The organism is Nocardioides sp. YIM 152588 (genome assembly GCF_040191335.1).
Classification (GTDB): domain Bacteria; phylum Actinomycetota; class Actinomycetes; order Propionibacteriales; family Nocardioidaceae; genus Nocardioides.
Window position 1 is genome coordinate 51,121 of the sequence record NZ_JBEGDJ010000028.1, and the last position, 6,399, is coordinate 57,519.

Sequence of the window (6,399 nt, forward strand, 5' to 3'; positions counted from 1 at the left end):
GATGGGAGGCTTCGGGCCATGACGTCCCGCCCCCTCGACGAGCTGTCGGTCACCGGCATCGAGTGCTGGGGTCACCACGGGGTGTTCGAGCACGAGCGCCGCGAGGGCCAGCGCTTCGTCGTCGATCTCACGCTCGCGGTGGACACCCGTCCAGCGGCGGCCTCGGACGACTTGCGCGACACCGTCGATTACGGAAGCCTCGTCGCCGAAGTGGCCGCCGCGGTGGGCCGCGACCCGGTGGATCTGATCGAGACACTGGCCGCGCGGATCGCCGAGGTGTGCCTCTTGGACACCCGTGTTGAATGGGCGCGGGTGACCGTGCACAAGCCTGATGCTCCGATCGAGAACCCTTTCGGCGACGTCACACTCTGCATCACCCGAACACGAGACGCGAGCGCACGCGGAAAGGGAGAGGGCCACCGATGACCGAGACCCCGAATCCGAACATCATCGACGCCGACACGCTGACCGGCGAGATGAGGCCGATCCGGCGGGTGGTGATCGCGCTCGGGTCCAACCTCGGGGACCGCTTCGGCAACCTGCAGGGCGCCGTGGAGGCGCTCGCGGACACCCCCGACGTCTGGCTGACGTCGGTCTCCCCGGTCTACGAGACCCAGCCGGTGGACTCCCCGGCCGGTGCCGGCACCTTCCTGAACGCCGTGCTGCTGGCCGACACGACGCTGTCCGCGAGCCGACTGCTCGACCGGGCGCTCGCCGTCGAGGACGCCTTCGACCGGATGCGCGGCGAGGAGCAGAACGCCCCGCGGACCCTCGACGTGGACCTGATCGTCGTCGGCGACCGCCGCAGTGACAAGCCGTCGCTGATCCTGCCGCACCCGCGCGCCGCGGAGCGCGCCTTCGTGCTCCAGCCCTGGCTCGACCTCGAGCCCGACGCCCTCCTGCTCGACCACGGCCCGGTCGCCGACCTGCTGGCCAAGATCGGCACCGAGGGCATCACCCGGCGCGACGACCTGGCGCTCGAGTTCGAGTGACCCCTGAGGGTCAGGAGGACGAGCCGGGCCCCGGCCCGGGGGCGATCCCGCCGACGTCCGTGCCGACCCTGCTCGGCTGGGCGGCCGCCGGCCTGGCCGCCGGCTGGGCGTTCCGCGTCGTGCTCGAGCGGCTGGGCGTCGTACCGCCGCTCGTCTCGTGGGCGCAGCCGCTGGCCCTGCTGCTGCTCGCGGCGATCCTCGGCTACACCGCCTGGGCCACGCACCGTGCGGTGCACGTACGGCGGGAGCGGCTCCTGCCGCACCAGGCCGTCAACCGGCTGCTCCTCGCGCGCGCCTCGGCCATCGTGGGCGCCTTCATCGGGGCGGGCTACCTCGGCTACGCGCTGACCTGGCTGGGCGATCCGGCCGAGTGGGCCGATGAGCGCCTGGTGCGCTCGGTGGTGGCCGCGGCCTGCGGCTTTCTCGCGTCGGTGGCCGCCGTCCTGCTGGAGCGGGCCTGCCGGGTCCGCTCCCAGGATGACTGACGGGAACGATTGACCGCGCGGTATTGTCCCGCACCCCACCTGCGGTGACAACTAATCTCTGGACCAGTGCGGCGAGTCTGCGGCGCCCCCGACCGAACTCCGCTTACGGTGCGAGCATGACTACCTCTGTCGGTTCCCGTCGTCGCCAGCGGTCGGCCCGGGTCGCCGCCGCCGTGGTCCTCCTCCTGGTGGCCGCCGCAGCAGTGGCGGGCACCGCGGTGTCCGGTTCCTGGGTGGCACTGGCAGCGGCCGCGGCCGGCGCCGTGGTGCTCGGCGCCGCCGCCACCAAGATCACCCACTCCGAGCTCCTCGCGACGCGCCGCGACGCCGCGCTGGACCGCGCGACCCAGGCGCAGGCCTACCGCCGCCTCGCGGACGAGCGGGCGCAGGAGAACCTCGAGTTCGTCGCGGGCATGCAGGCGAAGGTGGCCCAGCGCGAGGCTGCCGTGACCCGGCTGGAGAAGCGCCTCTCCGGTGCCGCTGCCGAGCTGGTCGACGCGCGCCGCCGGCTGGCCGACGCCTCCGAGCGCGTCGCCGCGGCTGCCGAGCGCGCGATGACCGCCGAGAACGAGTCGTCCTCGCTGGCCGCCCGGCTCGCCGAGGCCGAGGAGCGCGCCGCCCAGGCCGTCGTCCGGGTCGCCGAGCTCGAGTCCGAGGTCGAGGGCCTGCGCGGCGAGCTCGCCGCCTGGCGCGGCGGCAAGGTCAACCGCTCCGCCTGAGAAGCGCCGCCCCGACCGGGGTCAGACCTCGTCGGGGCGCACGTGCAGCGCGCGCGGTGCGATCGTCCCGGGCGCCAGTACGTCGGCCGGGATCGCCAGGCGGGCCTCGCCCGTGACCGGGTCGAACTCCCGCGGCGGTCGGCCGGGGAGCGCGTCCAGCCAGGTGACGAGCGCGGTGGCGTCGGCGCGCCGATCCTGCTCCACCAGCCACCCGGTCAGGCGCTGGGTCGGCAGCATGTCGCTCTCGGTGAGCGACCGCTCGCCCCAGAACTCGGCGACGCCCTCGTGCAGCAGCCGCCACCAGGCGTCGTCGCAGCCGGGGATCGCCTCGAAGTAGCGCCCCATGTCGCCCGGCAGTACCCGCCTCCGGAAGACCTCCTCGACCTCGGCCGAGCCGTGCTCCCGCACCTCGTCGAGCGACATCCGCTTGGTGGTCCAGCGGTCGCGCAGGTCCCGGACGGTGCCGCGCTGCTGGGTGACGGAGGACCCGTCGGAGCGGATCCGCCAGTGGTAGACGACGGGGTCGAGGACGTCGAACCGCCCGCGGAGGAAGGAGCGGGTCAGCGTCGGCTGGTCCTCGTAGCGCAGGCCCACCGGCCAGGTGAGCCCGGCGGACTCCCAGAAGGACCGACGCCACACCTTGTTCCACGCGAACACGTCGCCGAGCAGCTCGGGCCGGTCCTCGATCCGGATGCCCTCGGCGGGTCGGTGCGTCCGGCGCATCCAGCGCGGCTCGGTGAGCCCGCCCCCCTCCCAGCGGGCCATCGACCCCGCGGCGAAGTCCGAGCCGGTGCGGGCCAGCGACCCGACGAGGAGCTCGTAGGCGTCGGGCGGGAGGGCGTCGTCGGAGTCGAGGAACGCCAGGTACTCGCCCCTCGCGCGGGTCGCGCCGTGGTTGCGGGCCACGCTGAGGCCGCGGTTCGGGGTGTGGACCACGCTGATCCGGGCGTCCCGCGCGGCCCACTCGTCCGCGATCGCGCCCGACCGGTCCGTGGAGCCGTCGTCGACGACGATCGCCTCCCAGCGCCGGAAGGTCTGACCGACCAGCGACGCGAGGCACTCGGGAAGCCACTCCTCGACGCCGTACGCGGGGACCACCACGGAGAGCAGCGGCGGCCGCCGGAACACACGCACGGGCACAGGATGCCATGCGGGCCATCGGGGCCCGGCGCCTTGACGCGGTAGTTTCCGCCTGTGACCACCACCGAGCAGCCCGACCCGGCGGACCCCGCTCGCAAGGTCCTGTTCATCGCGGGGGCCGGCCGGAGCGGCACCAGCACGCTCGCGGGCATCGCGAGCCGTCTCGGCCTGCACGTCCCGCTCCCCGAGGTGCCGGCGGACGACACGAACCCCCTCGGGTTCAGCGAGCCGCAGTGGGTGGTCGACGTCCACGACGCGTGGCTGGCGCGCGCCAACGTCCAGGTCAGCGACGGCCGGCCGTCGGCCTGGCTCGACACCGAGAGGATCTGCTCGAAGGAGGGCGCGCGGACCCGCGCCGCGACGTGGCTGGAGACCCACTTCGAGGAGCACCGGGAACTGGTGATCAAGGACCCGCGGCTCAGCTGGTTCCTCAGCCTGTGGCGGATCGCCGCGACGCGGACCGGGGCCACACCGGTCTTCGCCACCATGCTGCGGACCCCGGCCGAGGTGGTCGGCTCCCGGCAGAGGTACTACGGCGGCAAGCACGCCCCGCACCTGGCGGCGAGCTGGTTGAACATGCTGCTCCACACCGAGCGGGCCACCCGTGGCACGGCGCCGGAGGGCGGCGCGGGGGCCGGCCGGGTCTTCGTGCGCTACGAGGACCTCCTGACCGACTGGGCGCGGACCACGACGAGCGTCGGGCGACGGCTCGGGCTCCGCGGACTCTCCGAGAGCGACCCGGCGGGCGTGCGCCGGGTGCACGGGTTCATCGACCCGAGCCTGCGCCGGGTCGACCAGAGCCTCGACGACCTGGAGCTCCCGCGGCGCCTGCACGAGCTGGTCTCCGAGACCTGGAGCGCGTTGGACGGCATGGCCGACGACGACGGTGACACCGCGGAGGCGCGCGCCACCCTGGACCAGCTCCGCGACGCCTACGCCGACCTCTACGAGGAGGCCGACGCGATCAGCCGGTCCAGCGCCATCGCGGCGCGCAACCGGGGTGCGGCGAACGCCCGGGACCAGATGGCCCGGGAGCTGGAGGAGCTGGCGGCCGCCCGTGCCGCCGCCCGTGCCGCCGCCCGTGCCTCCGCCCGGGCCGCGGCCGACGAGCGGGCAGCCGTGGAGGCCGTGGATGCCGCGGAGGCCGCGGCGGCGACGGAGCCGCTCCTCCGCCGAGTGGTCCCGCACCGGGTCCGGGCCGCGGTGCCGTCGCCGGTACGACGCGCGCTGCGCCGCACGTTCGGCCGCCGGGCGCACTGACGCCGAAGTGGCGTCCGTCACACCGGATGGCGATTCCCTCAGCAGACACCGGGGGCGTACGCTCGCGGTGACCTGAACGCATCGACTGGTACCCAACCGGCCCGACCCCGGGACAGCGGAGGGACTGGAACGAGAGGTTCGCACCATGACTTCCCCCCTGCGGGTGGGCGTGGTCGGCGCTGGTCGCGTCGGCGCCGTCCTCGCCTCGCGCCTGCGCTCCCACGCGGACATCGACGTCGTCGCCGCCGCGGGTGCCTCCGACCGCTCGCTGGCCCGCGCCGCGGCGCTGCTGCCGGGCGTCCCGATCGAGAAGCCCAGCGCCGTCGCGCGCTCCTGCGACGTGCTGCTGCTCACCGTCCCCGACGACATGCTGGCCAACGTCGTGCGGGTGCTCGCCGACAGCGGCGCGCTGCGCGAGGGCCAGTACGTCGTGCACACCTCGGGTCGCCACGGCCTGGCCGTCCTCGACCCGGCCGCCGACCTCGGCGCCCGGGTGGTCGCGCTGCACCCCGCGATGACCTTCACCGGCACCGAGGTCGACCTCGACCGCCTCTCCGGCTGCGTCTTCGGCGTCACCGCGGGCCGCTCCGAGCGGCTGATGGCCGAGCGCCTGGTGGACGCCCTCGGCGGCCGCGTGATGTGGGTCCCCGAGGAGATGCGCACGCTCTACCACGCGGGGCTGGCCCACGGCGCGAACCACCTGGTCACCCTCGTCACCGAGGCGATGGAGATCCTGCGCGCCGCCGGCGCCGACGACCCCGCCGGCACCCTGCGCCCGTTGCTCACCGCCGCCCTCGACAACGCGCTCGCCCAGGGTGACGCCGCGCTGACCGGCCCGATCGTCCGCGGCGACGTGGGCACCGTCGAGGCCCACCTGCGCGACCTGACCGAGAACGCCGCGCACACCCTGCCGTCGTACGTCGCGATGGCCCGCGCCACGCTCGACCGCGCCGCCGCCGACGGTCGGCTGATGCCGCTGCGCGCGGTCAAGCTCAGCAGGCTGCTGGACGAGGCCGGCGTGGACGGCGGCTCCGGCGCGCACGGGTCCCGGGTGGGCGACTCGGCATGACCGCACCGCACCTGGTCGGCACCCGCGCGGAGCTGGCCGCCTTCCTGGCTGCCGCCCGGGAGCGCGGGCCGGTCGGGTTCGTGCCCACCATGGGCGCGCTCCACGAGGGCCACGCCAGCCTGATGCGGGAGGCCCGGGACCGGGTCGGCGCGGGGCCGGTCGTCGTGTCGATCTTCGTCAACCCGCTCCAGTTCGGCGCCGGCGAGGACCTGGACCGCTACCCGCGGACGCTGGAGGCGGACCTCGAGGTCTGCGGCCGCGAGGGCGTCGACGTCGTCTTCGCCCCGGCCGTCGCCGAGGTCTACCCCTCCTGGCCCGAGCAGCCGCAGGTGACCGTCGATCCCGGCCCGCTGGGCGACGTGCTGGAGGGGCGCACCCGGCCCGGCCACTTCGCCGGCGTGCTGACCGTCGTGGCCAAGCTCTTCGGCCTGGTCCGCCCCGACATGGCCGTCTTCGGGCAGAAGGACTACCAGCAGCTCGCGCTGATCCGGCAGATGACCGCCGACCTGTGCCTCGGGGTCGAGGTGGTCGGCGCCGAGACCTGCCGCGAGGTCGACGGCCTCGCGATGTCCAGCCGCAACCGCTACCTCTCGCCCGCCGAGCGGGAGCACGCCCTCGCGCTGAGCGGGGCGCTGCGCGCCGCGCAGCGGGCTGTACCGGGTCACCCGCGACGGCACCGCCGCCACCGCCCAGAAGGCCCGTGAGGCGCGACGGAACCAGACCAACGTCATCAT

Annotated in this window: 8 protein-coding genes; 7 read left to right on the forward strand and 1 reads right to left on the reverse strand. The window is 74.7% G+C overall.

Translation table 11 applies throughout. The annotated features are described in order from the left end of the window. The first annotated feature begins 18 nt into the window (after positions 1 to 18). From folB to ABLM29_RS14180, 4 genes are all read left to right on the forward strand, one after another. The gene (gene folB / locus ABLM29_RS14165) at positions 19 to 426 is read left to right on the forward strand and encodes a dihydroneopterin aldolase (RefSeq protein WP_349714763.1); all 408 of its coding nucleotides are present in this window, start codon (positions 19 to 21) and stop codon (positions 424 to 426) included. After that, a complete protein-coding gene (folK, locus tag ABLM29_RS14170; RefSeq protein WP_349714764.1) occupies positions 423 to 992 on the forward strand; it encodes a 2-amino-4-hydroxy-6-hydroxymethyldihydropteridine diphosphokinase in 570 nt (189 codons plus the stop codon). The genes folB and folK overlap by 4 nt, the downstream gene beginning before the upstream one ends. Next, a complete protein-coding gene (locus ABLM29_RS14175; protein WP_349714765.1) occupies positions 989 to 1,477 on the forward strand; it encodes a DUF3180 domain-containing protein in 489 nt (162 codons plus the stop codon). Before folK ends, ABLM29_RS14175 begins: the two co-directional genes overlap by 4 nt. Before the next feature lie 116 nt (positions 1,478 to 1,593). Then, the gene (locus tag ABLM29_RS14180) at positions 1,594 to 2,196 is read left to right on the forward strand and encodes a hypothetical protein (protein ID WP_349714766.1); all 603 of its coding nucleotides are present in this window, start codon (positions 1,594 to 1,596) and stop codon (positions 2,194 to 2,196) included. A gap of 21 nt (positions 2,197 to 2,217) precedes the next feature. Here the strand turns inward: ABLM29_RS14180 and ABLM29_RS14185 are convergent, their stop codons facing one another. Next, positions 2,218 to 3,330 (reverse strand): glycosyltransferase family 2 protein, encoded by a 1,113-nt coding sequence (locus ABLM29_RS14185; protein ID WP_349714767.1) that lies wholly within the window; start codon positions 3,328 to 3,330, stop codon positions 2,218 to 2,220. Between the two features lie 60 nt (positions 3,331 to 3,390). Here ABLM29_RS14185 and ABLM29_RS14190 point away from each other — a divergent pair, with 60 nt between their 5' ends. From ABLM29_RS14190 to panC, 3 genes are all read left to right on the forward strand, one after another. Continuing rightward, positions 3,391 to 4,596, forward strand: a complete 1,206-nt coding sequence (locus ABLM29_RS14190) for a sulfotransferase family protein (protein ID WP_349714768.1) — start codon at positions 3,391 to 3,393, stop codon at positions 4,594 to 4,596. A 145-nt stretch (positions 4,597 to 4,741) separates the two neighbouring features. Beyond that, on the forward strand, positions 4,742 to 5,665 hold the full coding sequence (locus ABLM29_RS14195; RefSeq protein ID WP_349714769.1) for a Rossmann-like and DUF2520 domain-containing protein: 924 nt from the start codon (positions 4,742 to 4,744) through the stop codon (positions 5,663 to 5,665). Further along, on the forward strand, positions 5,662 to 6,369 hold the full coding sequence (gene panC, locus ABLM29_RS14200; protein WP_349714770.1) for a pantoate--beta-alanine ligase: 708 nt from the start codon (positions 5,662 to 5,664) through the stop codon (positions 6,367 to 6,369). The genes ABLM29_RS14195 and panC overlap by 4 nt, the downstream gene beginning before the upstream one ends. The last annotated feature ends 30 nt before the right edge of the window (positions 6,370 to 6,399 follow it).

Bases quoted from the DNA above. Each gene is read 5' to 3' on its own strand.
- ABLM29_RS14195 (WP_349714769.1), top strand. From the start codon at position 4,742: ATGACTTCCCCCCTGCGGGTGGGCGTGGTCGGCGCTGGTCGCGTCGGC.
- folB (WP_349714763.1), top strand. From the start codon at position 19: ATGACGTCCCGCCCCCTCGACGAGCTGTCGGTCACCGGCATCGAGTGC.
- panC (WP_349714770.1), top strand. From the start codon at position 5,662: ATGACCGCACCGCACCTGGTCGGCACCCGCGCGGAGCTGGCCGCCTTC.
- folK (WP_349714764.1), top strand. From the start codon at position 423: ATGACCGAGACCCCGAATCCGAACATCATCGACGCCGACACGCTGACC.
- ABLM29_RS14180 (WP_349714766.1), top strand. From the start codon at position 1,594: ATGACTACCTCTGTCGGTTCCCGTCGTCGCCAGCGGTCGGCCCGGGTC.